15 protein-coding genes are annotated in these 15,842 nt (G+C 64.0%); 9 read left to right on the top strand and 6 right to left on the bottom strand.

Features of this window, described 5'->3' with window-relative positions; all coding sequences use genetic code 11:
• Window positions 1–138: 138 nt before the first annotated feature.
• From dapE to AD664_RS16280, 3 genes are all read left to right on the top strand, one after another.
• The gene (gene dapE / locus AD664_RS16290) at window positions 139–1,290 is read left to right on the top strand and encodes a succinyl-diaminopimelate desuccinylase (protein WP_053147860.1); all 1,152 of its coding nucleotides are present in this window, start codon (window positions 139–141) and stop codon (window positions 1,288–1,290) included.
• Window positions 1,290–2,099 carry a putative RNA methyltransferase gene (locus AD664_RS16285; protein WP_053147858.1) on the top strand — a complete coding sequence of 270 codons (810 nt, stop codon included), beginning with the start codon at window positions 1,290–1,292 and terminating at the stop codon, window positions 2,097–2,099. Before dapE ends, AD664_RS16285 begins: the two co-directional genes overlap by 1 nt.
• A gap of 81 nt (window positions 2,100–2,180) precedes the next feature.
• The gene (locus AD664_RS16280) at window positions 2,181–2,558 is read left to right on the top strand and encodes a hypothetical protein (RefSeq protein WP_053147856.1); all 378 of its coding nucleotides are present in this window, start codon (window positions 2,181–2,183) and stop codon (window positions 2,556–2,558) included.
• 149 nt (window positions 2,559–2,707) lie between these two features.
• Here the strand turns inward: AD664_RS16280 and AD664_RS16275 are convergent, their stop codons facing one another.
• Complete coding sequence (locus tag AD664_RS16275) at window positions 2,708–2,917, bottom strand: cold shock domain-containing protein (RefSeq protein WP_003198198.1); 210 nt, start codon at window positions 2,915–2,917, stop codon at window positions 2,708–2,710.
• A gap of 240 nt (window positions 2,918–3,157) precedes the next feature.
• Between AD664_RS16275 and plsB the strand changes: the two genes are divergently transcribed.
• The 4 genes from plsB (at window position 3,158) to AD664_RS16255 (ending at window position 7,440) form a co-directional block, all read left to right on the top strand.
• The gene (gene plsB, locus AD664_RS16270) at window positions 3,158–5,656 is read left to right on the top strand and encodes a glycerol-3-phosphate 1-O-acyltransferase PlsB (RefSeq protein ID WP_053147854.1); all 2,499 of its coding nucleotides are present in this window, start codon (window positions 3,158–3,160) and stop codon (window positions 5,654–5,656) included.
• Between the two features lie 186 nt (window positions 5,657–5,842).
• Window positions 5,843–6,217, top strand: coding sequence for a hypothetical protein (locus tag AD664_RS16265; RefSeq protein ID WP_053147852.1), 375 nt, complete (start codon window positions 5,843–5,845; stop codon window positions 6,215–6,217).
• Between the two features lie 94 nt (window positions 6,218–6,311).
• Entirely contained in the window at window positions 6,312–6,719 is a 408-nt protein-coding gene (locus AD664_RS16260; RefSeq protein WP_053147850.1) for a YbaY family lipoprotein, read from the top strand.
• A 31-nt stretch (window positions 6,720–6,750) separates the two neighbouring features.
• Window positions 6,751–7,440, top strand: coding sequence for a DUF4197 domain-containing protein (locus AD664_RS16255; protein ID WP_042731560.1), 690 nt, complete (start codon window positions 6,751–6,753; stop codon window positions 7,438–7,440).
• Between the two features lie 134 nt (window positions 7,441–7,574).
• Here AD664_RS16255 and AD664_RS16250 read toward each other — a convergent pair whose 3' ends face one another.
• Window positions 7,575–10,640 carry an efflux RND transporter permease subunit gene (locus tag AD664_RS16250; RefSeq protein ID WP_053147849.1) on the bottom strand — a complete coding sequence of 1,022 codons (3,066 nt, stop codon included), beginning with the start codon at window positions 10,638–10,640 and terminating at the stop codon, window positions 7,575–7,577.
• Window positions 10,641–10,646: 6 nt separating this feature from the next.
• Window positions 10,647–11,747, bottom strand: a complete 1,101-nt coding sequence (locus AD664_RS16245) for an efflux RND transporter periplasmic adaptor subunit (RefSeq protein ID WP_047736722.1) — start codon at window positions 11,745–11,747, stop codon at window positions 10,647–10,649.
• A 94-nt stretch (window positions 11,748–11,841) separates the two neighbouring features.
• On the opposite strand from AD664_RS16245, the gene AD664_RS16240 reads away from it, so the two are divergent.
• Window positions 11,842–12,477 carry a TetR/AcrR family transcriptional regulator gene (locus AD664_RS16240; protein ID WP_042732285.1) on the top strand — a complete coding sequence of 212 codons (636 nt, stop codon included), beginning with the start codon at window positions 11,842–11,844 and terminating at the stop codon, window positions 12,475–12,477.
• 329 nt (window positions 12,478–12,806) lie between these two features.
• Here the strand turns inward: AD664_RS16240 and AD664_RS16235 are convergent, their stop codons facing one another.
• Entirely contained in the window at window positions 12,807–13,589 is a 783-nt protein-coding gene (locus AD664_RS16235) for a class I SAM-dependent methyltransferase (RefSeq protein WP_053147847.1), read from the bottom strand.
• Between the two features lie 90 nt (window positions 13,590–13,679).
• On the opposite strand from AD664_RS16235, the gene AD664_RS16230 reads away from it, so the two are divergent.
• Complete coding sequence (locus AD664_RS16230) at window positions 13,680–14,300, top strand: hypothetical protein (protein ID WP_053147845.1); 621 nt, start codon at window positions 13,680–13,682, stop codon at window positions 14,298–14,300.
• Here AD664_RS16230 and AD664_RS16225 read toward each other — a convergent pair whose 3' ends face one another.
• Both AD664_RS16225 and AD664_RS16220 read right to left on the bottom strand, forming a co-directional pair.
• Window positions 14,301–14,999: an extensin family protein gene (locus AD664_RS16225; protein ID WP_053147842.1), complete on the bottom strand. Its 699-nt coding sequence runs from the start codon at window positions 14,997–14,999 to the stop codon at window positions 14,301–14,303.
• Between the two features lie 16 nt (window positions 15,000–15,015).
• Window positions 15,016–15,837, bottom strand: a complete 822-nt coding sequence (locus AD664_RS16220) for an oxaloacetate decarboxylase (RefSeq protein ID WP_047736727.1) — start codon at window positions 15,835–15,837, stop codon at window positions 15,016–15,018.
• Window positions 15,838–15,842 lie beyond the last annotated feature (5 nt).

The raw sequence follows: 15,842 nt of genomic DNA, 5'->3' as shown, positions 1-15,842 counted from the left end.
ATCTCAGATCCTGTGGGAGCGGGCTTGCTCGCGAATGCGGTGTATCAGGCAATACATGTGTGACTGATACACCGCATTCGCGAGCAAGCCCGCTCCCACATGGGTCCATGTCTCTATTCCCTGTTCCCGGAGTTTTTCATGACGGCCCACGCCGACCTCTCGCCGACCTTGCAACTCGCCTGCGACCTGATCCGCCGTCCGTCCGTGACACCGGTGGACGCCGACTGCCAGAAACTGATGATGCAGCGCCTGGGCAACGCGGGCTTTGCGCTCGAGCCGATGCGCATCGAGGATGTGGATAACTTCTGGGCCAGCCATGGCAAGCACGCCGGCCCGGTGCTGTGCTTCGCCGGCCATACCGACGTGGTGCCGACCGGCCCGGTGCAGGCCTGGCAGCTCGACCCGTTCGATGCGGTGATCGATGAACAGGGCATGCTCTGCGGCCGTGGCGCCGCCGACATGAAAGGCAGCCTCGCAGCGATGGTGGTGGCGGCCGAGCGGTTCGTCGACGACTACCCGGACCACAAGGGTTCGGTGACCTTCCTGATCACCAGCGACGAAGAAGGCCCGGCGCACCACGGCACCAAAGCTGTGGTCGAGCGCCTCAAGGCTCGGCAGGAGCGCCTGGACTGGTGCATCGTCGGCGAGCCGTCGAGCACCACCCTGGTGGGTGACGTGGTCAAGAACGGCCGCCGCGGCTCCCTTGGCGCGACACTGACCGTGCGCGGCAAGCAAGGCCACGTGGCCTACCCGCACCTGGCGAGGAACCCCATCCACCTCGCCGCGCCAGCCTTGGCGGAGCTGGCCGCCGAACATTGGGACCACGGCAACGATTTCTTCCCGCCCACCAGCTTCCAGATCTCCAACCTCAACGCCGGCACCGGCGCGACCAACGTGATCCCGGGTGACCTGGTGGCGGTGTTCAACTTCCGCTTCTCCACCGAATCCACCGTCGAAGGCCTGCAACAGCGCGTCGCCGATATCCTCGACAAGCACCAGCTGGACTGGCACATCGACTGGGCCCTGTCCGGGCTGCCGTTCCTCACCGAACCGGGTGCGCTGCTGGACGCCGTGTCGTCGAGCATCAAGGACGTCACCGGCCGCGAGACCCAGGCGTCCACCAGCGGCGGCACCTCCGACGGCCGCTTCATCGCGACCATGGGCACGCAAGTGGTGGAACTGGGCCCGGTCAACGCGACCATCCACCAGGTCAACGAACGGGTACTGGCAGCCGATCTCGACGTACTGACCGAGATCTACTACCAGACGCTGATCAAGTTGCTCGCCTGATGCTCGCCTGCCCGATCTGCAGTGAACCGCTGAACGCGGTGGACAACGGCGTGGCCTGCCCGGCCGGCCATCGGTTCGACCGCGCGCGCCAGGGCTACCTGAACCTGTTGCCAGTGCAGCACAAGAACAGCCGCGACCCCGGGGACAACCAGGCCATGGTCGAAGCCCGTCGCGACTTTCTCAACGCCGGGCACTACGCCCCCGTCGCCCGGCGCCTGGCCGAACTGGCGGCTGAGCGCGCGCCGGGGCGCTGGCTGGACATCGGCTGTGGCGAGGGCTACTACACCGCGCAGATCGCCGACGCACTGCCCGACGCCGATGGCTATGCCTTGGACATTTCCCGCGAGGCAGTCAAACGCGCCTGCAAACGCAGCCCGCAACTGACCTGGTTGATCGCCAGCATGGCCCGGGTGCCGCTGGCGGACGGCTGCTGCCAGTTCCTGGCGAGCGTGTTCAGCCCACTGGACTGGCAGGAAGCCAAGCGCCTGCTCAGCCCCGGCGGCGGCTTGATAAAAGTCGGCCCGACCCGCGGTCACCTGATGCAATTGCGTGAACGCCTGTACGACGAAGTGCGCGAATACACCGACGACAAGCACCTGGCCCTGGTGCCTTCGGGGATGGCGCTGGAGCACAGCGAAACCCTGGAGTTCACGCTTGTGCTCGAAAGCGGCCATGACCGCGCCAACCTGCTGGCGATGACGCCCCACGGCTGGCGCGCCAGTGCCGAACGCCGGGCCAGCGTGATCGAGCAGGCTGAACCGTTCGAGGTCACGGTGTCGATGCGCTACGATTATTTCGTTCTTCAATAACCCTTATGATCGACCCCGGACACCCGTACGGGGCCCGTTAAATCCGCGAATGGATTTTTCAAGACCGCAGTGAGGACATCCATGCGCCAACCCGATATCGAGATTTACCTCAAGGACGCCGACGTCGACCACAAGGCCATCGCCCACTGGCTCGGCCAGGCCCTGGGCCCGTGCAGCGAATGGGTCCAGAAAGGCCAGACCTACAAGTGCAAGGCCGGCGACGTCCCGGTGACCTGGCTGCCCAAGGCCGTCGGCAAATGGAACAGCCTGTACCTGGAAAGCGACCGGACCCCGTGGGAAGACGACATCGCTTGCGCCCGCGCCGCCTACGCCGCACTGGATGTCGAAGTGCGTTGCGCACCCGGCTCGTGGGTGGAAGAAGAAGGCGAGGAATCGGCCGATCGCTGGATCCGCATCAGTGCCGATGGGGAAGAGGAGATTACCTGGAAGACGGCCTGACTCGGCTCCAGGCACACCACAGTTCCAAATGTGGGAGCGAGCTTGCTCGCGAAAGCGGTGCGTCAGTCGACATCCATGCCGGCTGGACTGATGCATTCGCGGGCAAGCCCGCTCCCACAGGGGATTGGCGGTGGCTGAAAAAGAATGGCTTACAACCCCACCACATCCTCGGCCTGCAAGCCCTTCTGTCCTTCCACGACCGCGTATTCGACCTGCTGGCCTTCGGTCAGTGAACGGTGGCCTTCACCGCGGATCGCGCGGTAGTGCACGAACACATCGGCCCCACCTTCGCGTTGGATGAAGCCGTAGCCTTTGGCGTCGTTGAACCACTTCACACTGCCGGTCTCGCGTGCAGCCATGATGCTCACTCCCATTTCTTATTGTTAAGTCGGCTTGTCCCGCCTGGTGGCAGGAAGACAAAGCCTGTGGACTCTCACCGCCGCCTGGCCGTCCACGTGAACGTCGGGGGCAGTAGCCCGGCGAGTATATGACACCGGGAAAAACTCTCAACTGACTTTACTTCGGTGCTTTTTTGCCGATTTTCGGCGAATCCGGCACACTACCTGCCGCTCAACCCCATCCACTCATGCAGAAGCCGTATGACCCGCTCCCCGTTCCGCCGTCTAGTGTTTGGCACCCTGCGCCGACTGCTGTACCTCTGGGTTCGCTCCGAGACCATCAACCAGTCGTCCTTCACCCTCAACCTCGACCGCAGCCGTCCGGTGTTCTACGTTTTGCAAGACCCTTCGCTGACCGACCTGGCGGTGCTCGACACCGAGTGCACCAAGGCCGGCCTGCCCCGCCCGGTGCTGCCGGTGTCGGTGGGCAACCTGCTGGAGCCGGCGGCGTTCTTCTACCTCACGCCCGCCCCGGACTGGCTTGGCCGCCAGGACAAGCGCGGCGCGCCACCGACCCTGACGCGGCTGGTCGACGCCCTGACCCACAACGCCGCCGAAGACGCCCAGATCATCCCGGTCAGCGTGTTCTGGGGCCAATCGCCCGACAGTGAATCCAGCCCATGGAAGCTGCTGTTCGCCGACAGCTGGGCAGTCACCGGGCGCCTGCGGCGCTTGCTGAGCATCATGATCCTGGGGCGCAAGACCCGCGTGCAGTTCTCGCCACCGATCCACCTGCGCGAACTGATCGAACACGACAAAGGCCACGAACGCACCGTGCGCATGGCCCAACGGGTGCTGCGGGTGCATTTGCGCAACCTGAAGACGGCGGTCATCGGCCCGGACATTTCCCACCGGCGCAACCTGGTCAAGGGCCTGTTGAACCAGCCGCTGGTCAAGCAGGCGATTGCCGACGAGGCCGAGCGGGAAAAGATCTCGGCGGAGAAAGCCAAGGCCCAGGCCCTGCGCTATGGCAACGAAATCGCCTCGGACTACACCTACACCGCGATCCGTTTCCTGGAAGTGGTCCTGAGCTGGTTCTGGAACAAGATCTACGACGGCATCAAGGTCAACAACATCGAAGGCGTACAGGCCATCGCCCCCGGCCACGAAGTCATCTACGTGCCCTGCCACCGCAGCCACATCGACTACCTGCTGCTGTCGTACCTGCTGTTTCGCAACGGCCTGACCCCACCGCACATCGCGGCCGGCATCAACCTCAACATGCCGGTCATCGGCGGCCTGCTGCGCCGGGGCGGGGCATTTTTCATGCGCCGTACCTTCAAGGGCAACCCGCTCTACACCGCCGTGTTCAACGAGTACCTGCACACCCTGTTCACCAAGGGCTTTCCGGTGGAGTACTTCGTCGAGGGTGGACGCTCGCGCACCGGGCGCATGTTGCAGCCCAAGACCGGCATGCTTGCCATCACCCTGCGCAGCTTCCTGCGTTCGTCGCGCACGCCCATCGTCTTCGTGCCGGTCTACATCGGCTACGAGCGGGTCCTGGAAGGTCGCACCTACCTGGGGGAACTGCGCGGGGCCAGCAAGAAGAAAGAATCGATCTTCGACATCTTCAAGGTCATCGGCGCCCTCAAGCAACGCTTCGGGCAAGTGGCGGTGAACTTCGGCGAACCGATCAAACTGGCCGAATTCCTCGACGGCGAACAGCCCGGCTGGCGGGAGCAGGAACTGGGGCCGCAGTTCAAACCGGCCTGGCTCAACCCCACCACCCACCGCCTCGGCGAGCGCGTGGCCCGGCACCTGAACGAAGCGGCGGCCATCAACCCGGTCAACCTCGTCGCCCTGGCGCTGTTGTCCACCAGCCGCCTGGCCCTGGACGACCGCGCCATGGCCCGTGTGCTCGACCTGTACCTGGCGCTGCTGCGCAAAGTCCCGTACTCGCCCCACACCACCCTGCCCGAAGGCGACGGACGGGCGCTGATCGAGCACGTGAAGGGCATGGACCTGCTCTCGGAACAGAGCGACGCCCTGGGCAAGATCCTGTACCTGGATGAACAGAACGCGGTGCTGATGACTTACTACCGCAACAACGTGCTGCACATCTTTGCCTTGCCAGCGTTGCTGGCGAGCTTCTTCCAGAGCACCTCGCGCATGAGCCGCGAGCAGATCCTGCGCTACACCCGCGCGCTGTACCCGTACCTGCAATCGGAGCTGTTCATTCGTTGGTCGCTGGAGGAACTGGACGACGTGGTCGACCAATGGCTCGAAGCGTTCGTCGAGCAAGGCCTGCTGCGTTTCGAAAAAGACCTGTACCTGCGTCCGGCCCCGAGTTCGCGGCATTTCGTGCTGCTGACCCTGCTGTCCAAAAGCATCGCCCAGACCCTGCAACGCTTCTACATGACCGTCTCGCTGCTGCTCAACAGCGGCCAGAACACCGTCAGCGCCGAAGAACTGGAAGACCTTTGCACGGTCATGGCCCAGCGCCTGTCGATCCTGCATGGCCTGAACGCTCCGGAGTTCTTCGACAAGAGCCTGTTCCGCCACTTCATCCAGACCCTGCTGGACCTTGAGGTGCTGCGCCGTGACGAGGCTGGCAAGCTGAGTTACCACCCGCTGCTGGGAGAACTGGCCGAGGGCGCGGCCAAGCGGGTGCTGCCGGCGGAAATTCGCCTGTCGATCCGCCAGGTGGCGCTGCATCGCAGCGAAGACGCAGCCGAGGTCGCCCTCAGTCCGGACCGTTGACAAGGCTCGGCCCACTCACCGTGAACAGGGACGTCAGCGGTGAGTCGACGGGGCAATCGACAGCGGTCTCCGACACCTTGGAGAGGCTGAGGCGACATCAAACGAAGAAAAAACCTACAGAAAACCGTGAAGCAGGCTTCTAGGATGGACTCGCGTCAATAACGACGTACTGAAAAGGAATTCACCATGAACATCATCACATTGACCCTGCAATTGCCCGATGGCTATCAACTCCCGGAAGCCGGCCGCGCCGAAATCAGTGTGCGAAACGCTGCCGGTGAGCAGATCAGCGCCAGCGGTGGCCAGGGTTCCAACGTGGCATCGCAGGTGCCAGCGGCCAGGCAACCTTGGCAATATCGCTTCCTGATCGACCCCAAGGTAACGCCTGTGGGAGAAGCGCTCTCGGTCAAGGTCCAAATGTACCTGGGCGAGACCGCCCTGTTCCTCGATGCCGAACAGACGTTCACCTGGGATGGCAGCAACCAGCACGTTGACATCCCCCTGAACCTGACGCCAGCATCGCTGGCTGAAACGGTCCAGGCACCCGCGTTCGGTTCCTGAACCGTGACGCTACAAGGGCTTGCCTGGACGCCACTTCGCTGAATGTTCGTCGGCGCCCGCCGTGTCGCGGGCGTCGACGCACCAGGTGCTCCCGATGAAGAAAAAACTCGTTTTGCTTGCCTCCATGGCTTTACTGGCCGCGTGCCAAGCCACAACCCCACCCACGCCATCCGCCGCGTCCCTGGATGGCGAAGTTTTCTACTTGCAACGTATCGCCCTGCCCCCCAGCGCCACCTTGAGCGTGAGCCTGCAGGACGTCTCCCTGGCCGATGCCCCGGCGGTGGTGCTCGATGAACACAGCGGGCCGGTCAAAGGCCAGGTCCCGCTGCCGTTCCACCTCAGTTATGATCCAGCCCAGGTCAAGCCCGGTCATCGTTATGCCGTGAGCGCCCGCATCGAAGTAGACGGCCAGTTGCTGTTCATCACCACCCAACAGCACGCCGTACACCTGGATGGCAAAGACCCGCAGCCGTTGAAGATCCGCGTCAACCCTGCGCGCTGATTCCGTTTTCCACTTTTTCAAGGATGCCGTCATGCTCCGTTTCCCTCTCCGTTTCACCGGCCTGTGCGCGGGCCTGCTGATCTGCGCCAATGCCATGGCCCTGTCGCTGGGCGACCTGTCGCAAAAGGATGCCACCGGCGGCCTCAAGGACGCCCTGACCCAAGGCGCGCAGGTGGCGGTCCAGCAACTGGGCAAGCCCGGCGGTTTCAACAACAACCCCGAGGTGAAGATCGAGTTGCCGGGCAAGCTCGGCAAAGTCGCCGGCAAGATGAAGGCCTTCGGCATGGGTGACCAGGTCGATCAGTTGGAAACCAGCATGAACCAGGCCGCCGAAGCCGCCGTGGTCCAGGCCCAGCCGATCCTGGTCAATGCCGTGAAGAACATGAGCGTGAACGACGCCAAGGGCATCCTGAGCGGCGGTAACGACTCGGCCACGCAGTACCTGAACAAGAGCAGCCGCGAGCAAATCCGCGCCAAGTTCCTGCCAATCGTCAAGCAAGCCACCGACAAGGTCGGCCTGGCCCAGAAATACAACGCCTTCGCCGGCCAGGCCGCGACGCTCGGCGTACTGGATGCGAAAAGCGCCAACATCGAGAACTACGTGACCGAGCAGGCGCTGGACGGGTTGTTCGAGATGATCGCCAAGCAGGAAGCCACTATTCGCCAGAACCCGGCCGCCGCCGCGACCAGCCTGGCGAAGAAGGTGTTCGGCGCGCTTTAAGACTTAGCGCAAAATCACCCGTGGCGAGGGAGCTTGCTCCCGCTCGGTTGCACCGCAACCGCAATAGCTTGGGGCCGCTGCGCAGCCCAGCGGGAGCAAGCTCCCTCGCCACAGAGCCAGTGTGCATCTGCTGATCAGGCTTTCTTGACCCTGAACCACGCCGCATACAACGCCGGCAGGAACAACAGCGTCAACGCCGTCGCCACGATCAACCCGCCCATGATCGCCACGGCCATCGGGCCGAAGAACAGGCTGCGCGACAGCGGGATCATCGCCAGCACCGCCGCCAGCGCGGTCAGCACAATCGGGCGGAAGCGGCGCACGGTGGCTTCGATGATCGCCTGCCAGGGTGCGAGCCCGGCCTTGATGTCCTGCTCGATCTGGTCCACCAGGATCACCGAGTTACGCATGATCATCCCCGACAGCGCGATGGTCCCCAGCATCGCCACGAAGCCGAACGGCTGACGGAACACCAGCAGGAACAGCGTGACGCCGATCAACCCCAGTGGCGCCGTCAGGAACACCATCGCCGTGCGCGAGAAACTGCGCAGTTGCAGCATCAGCAACGTCAGCACCACCACGATGAACAGCGGCACACCGGCATTCACCGATTTCTGGCCACGGGCCGAATCCTCCACCGTCCCGCCCACTTCCAGCAGGTAACCGTCCGGCAATTCGGCGCGGATCGGCTCCAGGGTCGGGAAAATCTGCTGCACCAGGGTGGCCGGCTGTTCCTTGCCGTAGATGTCTGCCCGCACGGTCACGCTCGGCAGGCGATTACGGTGCCAGATCACGCCTTCTTCGAAGCCGTATTCCAGGGTGGCGATCTGCGACAACGCCACGCTCTGACCACTGTCGGTCGGCACGGCCAGGCTTGGCAGCAGCGACAGTTCGGTGCGCTCGTGCACCGTGCCACGCAGCAGGATCTCGATCAGTTCGTTGTCTTCGCGGTACTGGCTGACACTCGACCCAGTCAGGGAACTGCGCAGGGCGCTGGACAGGTTTGCCGTGCTAACGCCCAGGGCCCGGGCGCGGTCCTGGTCGATATTGAGGTACACCACCTTGCTCGGCTCTTCCCAATCCAGATGCACGTTGGCCACGTAGGGATTTTCCCGAACCTTGGCCGCCACTTTCCGCGCCAGGGCCCGGACTTCCTCGATGTGCTCACCGGTCACGCGAAACTGCACCGGGTAGCCCACCGGCGGCCCGTTTTCCAGGCGGGTCACCCGCGAACGCAGGGCCGGGAACTGTTCGTTCAGGGTGCTGATCAGCCAACTGCGCAGCGGTTCGCGGTCTTCGATGGTCTTGGCCAGCACCACGAACTGAGCAAAGCTGGACGCGGGCAGTTGCTGATCCAGCGGCAGGTAGAAACGCGGCGATCCGGTACCGACGTAGGCCACGTAGTTGTCGATGCCGGCGTGGTCCTTGAGCAGCGCTTCAAGGCGCTTGACCTGCTCGGCGGTGTTGCTCAGGGAGGCGCCCTCCTCCAGCTTGAGATCGACCATCAGCTCCAGCCGCCCGGAGGCCGGGAAGAACTGCTGCGGCACAAAACGGAACAACACCACCGAGCCGATAAACAGCAGCACGGTCAGTGCGATGACGGTTTTGCGCCGACGCACGCACCAGCCCACCAGCCGCCGCACGCGTTGATAGAACGGCGTGCCGTAAGGGTCGAATTCGCCGTCGGCGGTGCCGTGTTTGGCGGCATGAATTTTCGCCAGGTCCGGCAGGAGTCTTTCCCCCAGATACGGCACGAACACCACCGCGGCCACCCAGGACGCCAGCAATGCCAAGGTCACCACCTGGAAAATCGAGCGGGTGTATTCACCCGTGCCCGACTGCGCGGTAGCGATCGGCAGGAAGCCCGCCGCCGTGATCAGCGTGCCGGTGAGCATGGGGAAGGCGGTGCTGGTCCAGGCGTAACTGGCGGCCTTGATGCGGTCGAAGCCCTGCTCCATCTTGATCGCCATCATTTCCACCGCAATGATCGCGTCGTCCACCAGCAGCCCCAGTGCCAGCACCAGCGCGCCAAGGGAGATCTTGTGCAAGCCGATTCCCAGGTAATACATCGCGGCGAAGGTCATCGCCAGCACCAGCGGGATCGCCAGCGCCACGACCATCCCGGTGCGCAGTCCCAGGGAGAAGAAACTCACCAGCAACACGATCGCCAGGGCCTCCACCAGCACCTGGACGAACTCGCCGACGCCCGTCTTCACCGCCGCGGGCTGGTCCGACACCTTACGCAGTTGCATGCCGGCCGGCAGGTTGTTCTGGATCCGGGCGAACTCGGCTTCCAGCGCCTTGCCCAGGACCAGGATGTCGCCACCGTCCTTCATCGCCACGGCCAGGCCGATGGCATCTTCGCCCATGAAGCGCATGCGCGGCGCCGGTGGGTCATTGAAACCACGACGCACGTCCGCCAGGTCGCTGATGCGAAAGGTACGGTCGGCCACCCGGATCGGAAAGTTGCGGATCTCTTCGACCGTCTGGAAATTGCCCGACACCCGCAACTGCAAGCGCTCGCTGCCGGTCTCGAAGAAGCCTGCGGTCGATACCGCGTTCTGCTCCTCAAGGGCCTGCTGCACCGCCGCCAAGGGCAGCCCGAGGGTCGCCAGCTTGACGTTCGACAGCTCGATCCAGATTTTCTCGTCCTGCAAGCCGAGCAGCTCGACCTTGCCCACGTCCTTGACCCGTTGCAGCTGGATCTGGATGCGATCGGCGTAGTCCTTGAGCACGGCGTAGTCGAAACCGTCACCGGTCAACGCGTAAATGTTGCCGAAGGTGGTGCCGAATTCATCGTTGAAAAACGGTCCCTGGATGCCCGGCGGCAAGGTATGGCGGATGTCGCTGGTTTTCTTGCGGATCTGGTACCACAGCTCGGGGATCTGCGCCGAATGCAGGGAGTCGCGCGCCATGAAGGTGACCTGGGACTCGCCCGGCCGGGAGAACGAGACGATACGCTCGTAATCGCCGGTCTCCATCAGCTTCTTCTCGATACGTTCGGTGACCTGGCGCGAAACCTCCTCGGCCGTCGCGCCCGGCCAGAGGGTGCGAATCACCATGGCCTTGAACGTGAACGGCGGGTCTTCGCTCTGGCCCAGCTTGGTGTAGGAAAGCGCACCGACGATGGCCAGCAGGAGCATCAGGAACAGTACGATCTGGCGATTACGCAGCGCCCATTCGGAAAGATTGAAACCCATCGGGGATTACTCCTTGGCCGCCAGGTTGACCACGCGGTTGGAGCGATCCACCGGCCGCACCTGCTGGCCGTCGAGGAGCACATGGACGCCGGCCGCCACCACCCAGTCATCCGGGCTCAGGCCTTCCAGCACCGGGACGGTTTTCTCGCCGAACGCGCCGACCCGCACCGGGACTTTTTTCAGGGTGTTGTTGGCGTTGACTACCCAGACGTAGGTCGCGCCGTTCTCGGCCGTCAGGGCCGACAAAGGCACCGCCAGCGACACCTTGTCGGCCGTCTGGATAAACACCCGGGCACTTTGGCCCAACTCGGCCGGAACGCTGCCGGCGGTGAACGCCACGCGAGCGGCGAAGGTACGGGACCTGGGGTCGGCGGCCGGCGACAATTCGCGAATGCGGCCACTGAAACGCTGGTCAGGCTGGCTCCACAACTCGACCGAAACCGGCTGGCCGACCTTGAAGCGACCGAAGCCCTGTTCCGGCAGGCTGATCAGCACTTCACGCTCACCGTCGGTGGCCAGGGTGAAGACCGTCTGTCCGGCCGAAACCACCTGCCCGACTTCCACCGCGCGCCGGGCGACGACGCCATCCTGGGGCGCACGCAACACCGAATAGCTGGCCTGGTTGTTGGCCACGTCGAACTCAGCCTTGATCTGCTTGAGCCGCGCGGCGCCGGAGCGATAGAGGTTTTCGGCATTGTCGTACTGGGAGCGGCTGACCATCTGCCGCTCCATCAGCGTCTTGTAGCGGTCACGCTCGGCACGCACCAGGTTCAGGTTCGCCTCGGCAGCGGCCACCTGGGCTCGGGTGGCCTCCAGTTGCAGGCGTACGTCCTCGGGGTCGAGCTCGGCCAGTGGCTGGTTGGCCTTGACCCGCTGCCCCTCTTCGACCAGCCGTCGGCTCACCTTGCCGCCAATGCGAAAGGCCAGGTCGGGCTCGAAACGCGCTCGCACTTCACCAGGATAGCTTTCCATGGCCTGGGCCGAAGGCTCTGGCTTGACCACCATGGCCGGGCGCACGGCAACGGGCGCCGGCTCGTCATGACCACACGCAGACAATAAAAAAGCCAGGCAGACTGGCATGGCGAGGGGCAAGGCAGAGCGGAACATGGCGGCTGACCTTTCGCGAATGGTGCTTGGAATAATTATACTGGCCAGTATGTTATTAATAGCAAACTCACCAGTCCAGTATTAAAGCGGAAAAATGTCGAACAATCTTGCATCTCCCAGCGGCCCCGGTCGCCCCAAGGATCTGGCCAAGCGCCAGGCCATTCTCGACGCCGCGAAACGCCTGTTCGTGAACATGGGCTACGCCAATACCAGCATGGACACCGTGGCCACCGAGGCCGGGGTTTCCAAGCTGACGGTCTACAGCCACTTCAACGACAAGGAAACGCTGTTCTCCGCGGCGGTGATCGCCAAGTGCGAAGAGCAAGTGCCGCCGCTGTTCTTCGAATGGCCCGAAGGCGTGGCGATCGAGGAAGTATTGCTGAACATCGCCCGCGGCTTTCACCAACTGGTCAGCAGCGAGGAATCGGTGAACCTGCACCGAGTGATCATGGCGCTGGGCAGCCAGGACCCGAAGCTCTCGACGATTTTCTTCGAGGCCGGTCCGCAGCGGATGTTGTCAGGGATGGAGCGCCTGTTGAGCAAGGTCAACCAGAGCGGCGCCTTGAGCATCGATAAACCGCGCAACGCGGCGGAACATTTCTTTTGCCTGATCAAAGGCGCGGCGAATTTCCGGCTGCTGTATGGCTGCGGCGCGCCGTTGGAGCCAGAAGCCGCCGAAGCCCATGTGCGGGAGGTGGTGGGGTTGTTTGTGCGGGCTTACCGGCCTTAGCTTTTCATTGCCCGTACCGGCCTCTTCGCGAGCAAGCTCGCTCCCACAATGGGTTTGTGCCGAACGTTAATCCTGCGCCCAACCCGAATGACCTGTGGTAGCGGGCTTGCCCGCGAAGGGGCCGGTACATCCAGCATCTTTGCAAGCTGAGCCAGCGCCTTCGCGGGCAAGCCCGCTCCCACAATGGGTTTGTGCCGAACGTTAATCCTGCGCCCAACCCGAATGACCTGTGGTAGCGGGCTTGCCCGCGAAGACGTCGGAACATTCAGCATCTGCACCCACTGACCCACCGCCATGGCGAGCAGGCTCGCGATGGGCCCGACGCGGTTTCAGGCCTTGAGCGCTTTCTTGGGATAGATATCGTACCGACTGGACTTGCCATCGAGCCCATGGCTCGGCTTAGGCCCCTCAATGCACGGCGCCTTGCGCGGGCGCTTGACCACCACCCGGTGGGTTGCCAGGGCCAAGGCCGCGGCCAGCAGCGCCGGCGCGTCCGGGTCATCGCCCACCAGGGGACGGAACAGGCGCATTTCCTTCTTCACCAGGGCGGTTTTTTCCCGATGAGGGAACATCGGGTCCAGGTAGATCACCTGGGGCGGCTCGCCTTCCCAGTGGCGCATCACCTCGATGGAGTTGCCCTTGAGCAGGCGCATCCGCGCGACGATCGGCGCCACGTCGAAATCCTCCGCCCCACGGGCCAGGCCATCCTCCAGCAAGGCACCGATCAGCGGCTGGCGCTCGATCAGGCTCATTTCACAACCCAGGCTCGCCAGCACGAACGCGTCCTTGCCCAACCCGGCCGTGGCATCCAGCACCCTTGGACGCACACCCTGGGCAATGCCGACCGCCTTGGCGATCATCTGGCCGCTGCCGCCGCCGTACAACCGGCGATGGGCCGCGCCACCCTCGACGAAGTCGACACGCACCGGGCCCGGCGCATCCGGGCCCAGTTGCTGCAATTGCAGCCCTTGCTCGCCGACCTGCAAGGCGAACTCGCCGTCGTCCACCTGCCGGGGCAGGCCGAGGCGCTCGGCCCACGCTTGCGCTTGCGATTCGAAGGCCGGGGCCAGGGCCTCGACGTGGATGCGGCAGGCCGCGGGTTGCTCAATCATGAAAACACGCTCAAAAAATTAAGGATCGGCAAAAACCGCCGATAACAACAGTGAACGGCATTTTGCCAGAGCTGAGCGTCGACCGAGAAAATGTCAGACATTCAATCCACATCGATAGGCGTGATCTCCCCGTACGGGGATTACCGCCTGCGCAATACCCAAGCACTGAGCGGCGTCAGTCACCTGTGGCAGGATTTCTTTGCCCAGGCCCTGGCCGATCAACTGGGTGATGCCGCGCCGGCGCCGGGCAGCTACCAGCCCGTCGCCCTCGATGAGGCCGTTGAACCGACCCTCGGCGCCGAACTGCTGGACCACATCGTCAGCCAGCGCACCTGTGACGTGAAAGACACCCCGATCGCACCGCCGGAGCCGCTGTTCCTGCCGATCGCCGAATTCGAGCTCGACCTGCTGGACAAGCCATTCCCGCCGTTCCCGGAAGACGAAATCGTCGCCCAGCAAAAGCAGCAGGATTTCGAGAGCCACTGGGTTCGCCCGCTCGTCCTCACCGCCGGCCAACCGCTGCCAGAACCGGGCCCGGCACCGCAACCACGGCCCTTGCACCTGCCGATTGCCGAGTTGGAACTCGACTTGCTGGACAAGCCGTTCCCGCCGTTCCCGGAAGACGAAATCGTGGCCCAGCAGAAAGCACTGGACTTCGACACGCGCTGGGCTCGCCCTATCGTGCTGCAGAACCTGCGCATCGCCGCCTGATCAGCGACAGATCCACCAGGGCCCCACATCCAGATGGAAATGGTTGCGGTGCGCCGCGTTGTAGTCCGGGCTCAAGACCACACTGAACATGTCGCAGGCACCGTCACGCACCTGTCGCAGGAACTGCGCATCGGCGTTGTTCCGGGGCCAGTCCTTGAGCACGCTGACCGCGCGGCCATCGGCCAGGCGAAACCCGGCTATGTCCAGGGCGCTGGCCGTGGCATGCTGGCTGCGTGCGCCACTTTCACGGCCGTACATGTTCCGGCAGGCGAAACTGCCGAGGTGGTCGACCCGCGTTACCTTCTGTCCATAGGCCGCCGCCGACGCCGGCTGCAACGCATGACGCTCGAACAGCGCGAAAGCCACCGCCAACGGGCAACTGGCGAGGAAGCTGCTGCTCAACCCAACCTCGCCGCCCTGCACCCGCAGCACATTGGTCAGCGGGCAATCGGCATTGCCAGGGCTGTCGGCCTGGCGAGCGACCCGTAGCCCCGACGTGGCGAGGGCCTGGTCGCACAGTTGCGGGTCGTTGCGCAGGGCCATGAGCTTGTAGCGGGTCAGCAGGTTCGGCACCAGGTTGACGTCCAGCGGCGCCCAGGGATTCCACTGGGGAGGCAGCGACAGCCAACCGCGCCACACCCCCACCCCGGCCACACCGGCGATCAATCCCAGCCACAGGAAACCTTTCAAGACCCGCACGACACTGCCTCGGCCATCAACCCTTGAACAATTCGTTGGCCTGCTTGAACGGCATCGAGCGGCGAGTGAAGGTGAACGTGCCCTGCTGCTGGATTTCCTCGGCGGCGCGGAAGAACTCGCCATACGCGGCCAGGGCCAGGGCCGAACCGACGCTGATGCGCTTGACGCCCATCTCGCTCAACTGCGCCACAGTCAGGTCCAGCGCCCCGGACATCAACACGTTCACTGGTTTCGGCGCCACGGCCCGGACCACCGCGAGCACTTGCTCGGCCGTATTGAGCCCAGGGGCGTAGAGCACATCGGCACCGGCATCGGCGAACGCCTTCAGGCGTCGAATCGTGTCATCCAGGTCAGGATTGCCATGCAGGAAGTTTTCCGCCCTGGCCGTGAGCAGGAAGGGATACGGCAAGCTGGCCACCGCTTCGGCGGCCGCCTTGACCCGTGCCACGGCCTGTTCGAAACAATAGATCGGGCTGTCTTCACGCCCCGTGGCATCTTCGATCGATCCCCCCACCGCCCCGGCCTCCGCGGCCCGAAGCAGGTTTTGAGCGCAGGCTTCGGGGTCATCGGCAAACCCATTCTCCAGGTCGACCGCCACCGGCAGGTCGGTGGCGGCGACGATGGCCCGCACGTTGGCCAAGGTGGCTTCCAGCCCCAGGCCTCCGTCCGGCCGCGCCAGGGAAAACGCGTGACCGGCACTGGTGGTCGCCAAGGCTTCAAAGCCGAGGGTGGCGAGCATCTTGGCGGAACCGGCATCCCACGGGTTGGGAATGACGAAAGCCCCTTCGCGTGCGTGCAAGGCCTTGAACGCCTGGGCTCGACGGGTTTGCGCATCCATGTAGT

Origin of the sequence: Pseudomonas sp. P97.38 (assembly GCF_001269745.1) — a bacterium.
GTDB lineage: Bacteria > Pseudomonadota > Gammaproteobacteria > Pseudomonadales > Pseudomonadaceae > Aquipseudomonas > Aquipseudomonas chlororaphis_E.
This window is presented reverse-complemented; position numbering and strand designations above follow the sequence as displayed.

Bases quoted from the DNA above. Each gene is read 5' to 3' on its own strand.
- dapE (WP_053147860.1), top strand. From the start codon at position 139: ATGACGGCCCACGCCGACCTCTCGCCGACCTTGCAACTCGCCTGCGAC.
- AD664_RS16285 (WP_053147858.1), top strand. From the start codon at position 1,290: ATGCTCGCCTGCCCGATCTGCAGTGAACCGCTGAACGCGGTGGACAAC.
- AD664_RS16280 (WP_053147856.1), top strand. From the start codon at position 2,181: ATGCGCCAACCCGATATCGAGATTTACCTCAAGGACGCCGACGTCGAC.
- AD664_RS16275 (WP_003198198.1), bottom strand. From the start codon at position 2,917: ATGGCTGCACGCGAGACCGGCAGTGTGAAGTGGTTCAACGACGCCAAA.
- plsB (WP_053147854.1), top strand. From the start codon at position 3,158: ATGACCCGCTCCCCGTTCCGCCGTCTAGTGTTTGGCACCCTGCGCCGA.
- AD664_RS16265 (WP_053147852.1), top strand. From the start codon at position 5,843: ATGAACATCATCACATTGACCCTGCAATTGCCCGATGGCTATCAACTC.
- AD664_RS16260 (WP_053147850.1), top strand. From the start codon at position 6,312: ATGAAGAAAAAACTCGTTTTGCTTGCCTCCATGGCTTTACTGGCCGCG.
- AD664_RS16255 (WP_042731560.1), top strand. From the start codon at position 6,751: ATGCTCCGTTTCCCTCTCCGTTTCACCGGCCTGTGCGCGGGCCTGCTG.
- AD664_RS16250 (WP_053147849.1), bottom strand. From the start codon at position 10,640: ATGGGTTTCAATCTTTCCGAATGGGCGCTGCGTAATCGCCAGATCGTA.
- AD664_RS16245 (WP_047736722.1), bottom strand. From the start codon at position 11,747: ATGTTCCGCTCTGCCTTGCCCCTCGCCATGCCAGTCTGCCTGGCTTTT.
- AD664_RS16240 (WP_042732285.1), top strand. From the start codon at position 11,842: ATGTCGAACAATCTTGCATCTCCCAGCGGCCCCGGTCGCCCCAAGGAT.
- AD664_RS16235 (WP_053147847.1), bottom strand. From the start codon at position 13,589: ATGATTGAGCAACCCGCGGCCTGCCGCATCCACGTCGAGGCCCTGGCC.
- AD664_RS16230 (WP_053147845.1), top strand. From the start codon at position 13,680: ATGTCAGACATTCAATCCACATCGATAGGCGTGATCTCCCCGTACGGG.
- AD664_RS16220 (WP_047736727.1), bottom strand. From the start codon at position 15,837: ATGGATGCGCAAACCCGTCGAGCCCAGGCGTTCAAGGCCTTGCACGCA.